Source organism: Candidatus Obscuribacterales bacterium (assembly GCA_036703605.1).
Classification (GTDB): domain Bacteria; phylum Cyanobacteriota; class Cyanobacteriia; order RECH01; family RECH01; genus RECH01.
In genome coordinates, this window is record DATNRH010000060.1 from 1 (window position 1) to 1,621 (window position 1,621).

At 53.0% G+C, this 1,621-nt stretch carries 2 protein-coding genes; both read right to left on the reverse strand.

From position 1 onward, the window contains the following. The coding region (locus V6D20_01310) for a hypothetical protein (protein ID HEY9814436.1) at positions 1 to 233 on the reverse strand (233 nt) is incomplete at its 3' end. Positions 234 to 242: 9 nt separating this feature from the next. Continuing rightward, the gene (locus tag V6D20_01315) at positions 243 to 785 is read right to left on the reverse strand and encodes a hypothetical protein (protein HEY9814437.1); all 543 of its coding nucleotides are present in this window, start codon (positions 783 to 785) and stop codon (positions 243 to 245) included. Between the last annotated feature and the right edge of the window lie 836 nt (positions 786 to 1,621).

Sequence of the window (1,621 nt, forward strand, 5' to 3'; positions counted from 1 at the left end):
AACTTGAGATTTTCCCAACTATAATAAGCAGACGTAGGGCGCCAGTCGCTCACTGTAGAGCCTTCAAGGACAGTAGCCACAGTAAGGGATATCGCCTCGCATAGTTTTTCTTCCTGTGCCCTTTGGCGTTCGTTGAGTGCCGCTTGAACGTCGTTGATCAAGCGTTTAAGCTCCCGAACGGAGAGTTGCCGGAGGGTTCCCTTTATAGCATGAAACTGCAAACTGGTGGCCATCTTTCTTCTTTACTCGAAATCATAATAAAGTCGCTCAGTAGTATCATCCTTGGGTGGTATGAGTTCAAGGCGGACGTCTGCTTCAGGCGTAGACGTCCAAAGTCCGTGGGCCACCAAATGGGCAAAGAAGTCTTGCACATTTTGCATGGTACCCAGGGATCGGCGAAATGATAGTTCAAACACCCATGTCTGCAAGTCCGGGTCAGCGCACAGCCAACTCAGTCGGTTGTTCTTGCCTCTGCAAGGTACTACAACTGATAAAGGTTTGCCAGGAGTGATATCTTTTCCGTTTGAAAACAGAGCGATACCGCCCAGCCACGTAAGCACCATGGCGGACTTGGATGGGATATGGCCGTCAAAGGCCACGCTGATAGGCTTGATAAACTTTATCATAACCTCAAAAGGGATCCTATCAAGGTAGTCCTTATCGCGCCGCACTTGCTTCCAGACCACGACCTTACCATACGGCGATATAGCCGCCTTCATATCATCCAATGTTACCTCTCTGGTACTTTTCATAATTTCAATATGAATATGAGTGTCGAGTGCCACGTGTGTGATGAGGAGATACGGAGGGGGGGCGTGGGCGAGGGCAGCGTGAGGGTGTGTAGGGCGTGCTCCGCTCACACCAAGTGTTACCGCTGCAAGTGTTCGCTGAAAAACTCGAGAAATCTTTTTTTCTGCGGCGATCTGGCGTGTGAGAACGGCGTCCACTGGGCGTGCATGTCGGCGGAGGAGCAGCAGGCGTTCCAGGCCCGCGTGAAGTGCCCAGAGTGCCAAGTTTTAGGGTTTTGATGGAGAGGCACCTTCTCTTGAGTTCGCTGTACACAATACAAAGAGCCCGTAAACACAAGCCCGTAAAGAAGGGCACCCCTGGTAATGGCGGCGCCGGGGCCAATGCCAGTGCCAGTGCAACGCGCCACCGTACGTGGTCCCCCAAGGACAAGTACTCCCTGTTCAAGGAAGGCGTCATGGTGGAGCGCCATGAGCTGTCTCGCCTCCACGCGGCCGGTATGCTGGGGCACGACCACCTATACTACTTTTGCCATACGGACCCCAAGATTGAGCGGGCCGACCGGATAGAGCCCAAGTGGGTGGTAGCCTTTTGCGTGGGCCCCGGTACATACGTCCTACCGCAGCAGCCGTACCTGATAGCCATCTACAAAAAGTTGGGTCGTACGAGCGATAAGCGCGCCATGGAGATGCTCCCCGATGGGACCCCGTACTGGGTAGATGCCTATACGGCACGCGTGAGACGGGACAAGGAGGCCAAGCGCAGATATTCTCAGAGAATGCGAGAAGAGAAAAAGAATAAGAAGCAAAGAGATGCTTAAGGTTGAGGATAAGGTTAAGGTTTTTACTTTTACTCCCGCCCCTATCTCCGTTGG